Source organism: Vibrio sp. 1167, from assembly GCF_033340375.1.
Taxonomy (GTDB): domain Bacteria; phylum Pseudomonadota; class Gammaproteobacteria; order Enterobacterales; family Vibrionaceae; genus Vibrio; species Vibrio alginolyticus.
Window position 1 is genome coordinate 1 of record NZ_JAWOWK010000122.1, and the last position, 1,056, is coordinate 1,056.

Consider the following 1,056-nt stretch of genomic DNA (forward strand, 5'->3'; position numbering starts at 1 on the left):
ACACACCACTAGAGTAATGAACATCCATACCACTGACATATTGAGACGCGTGGTCAATCGAGCGTCCGTCTAACGGAGGGTTGTCCATGTAACGTAATGCGCCAGTTGGAGACTTACGAATATCAAATCCGACTTTCCAATCGTTTGAACCTCGGGAATAGAACTCTGCTGCTTCGCCGGCCATATCCGAAAACGCTTCATTAATACCGCCAGATTGACCTGAATAAATCAGGTTAGAATTTTGCTCTGTAAGCCCGTGGCTGACCTCATGCGCGGAGACATCCAAACTCACTAACGGATAGAAGTAACTCGCTCCGTCGCCGAATGTCATACTCGATCCATTCCAGAAGGCATTTTCATATCGCTTGCGGTAATGGACTCGCATTTGCAGCTGAAACGTCAAGGGAGCAGTATTCAACCAATCTTTGTACATGTCGTATACCACTTTGCCAAAGTAGTGCGCATCGTTTAATGGGCTGTACGCGCCATTGATCTCTTTGACCGTATTCGTTGGACAAGTAAAGGTGTGAACACTGCCTGAGGTTCGGCCATCTAGGTTGATGGTTTGGACGATATTAGGCGTATCCATGATACAAGTGCTCCCCGACTGCTCAACAAGTAGCGGGTCGTATTCCTTACCATACTCATAGAAACCAATCTTTTGATTGCCTCCCGGGCCATCTGCTTCTGCATGAGCTAATCCTTCATACTGCAACAGCACTTCACCGGATTTAGCATCCACGAGATAAGTTGGTCTAGTGGGGTTTACCGCTTGTTCAGAATCGGCAAAAAACTGGATCTCATAGGCTAAATGCGCAACGTCTTTGTCATCGATATAAATACGCAATCCCTGTTGTTGATCTTCGATGTGATAGCCAACATCCAAATACGGCTTTTGTACTTTGCTTCTTATTCTTTCAAGGCTGAGCTGAGGAGTCGTGTTAGAAATGTCTTGCCCGATATCATGAACTAACGTACCACCAAAGCGTTTGATTTTCCCTTGTTTATCCCGGTGTAAAACGATCTGTTTTCCCCAGATCGGAATTCCTTTGTAGG

1 protein-coding gene is annotated in these 1,056 nt (G+C 45.8%); it reads right to left on the reverse strand.

Annotation, left to right across the window (positions count from 1 at the left end; all coding sequences use genetic code 11):
• Nucleotides 1-1,056 (reverse strand): M4 family metallopeptidase (locus tag R7Z78_RS24805; RefSeq protein WP_169643732.1); only part of this gene is annotated, 1,056 nt, incomplete at both ends.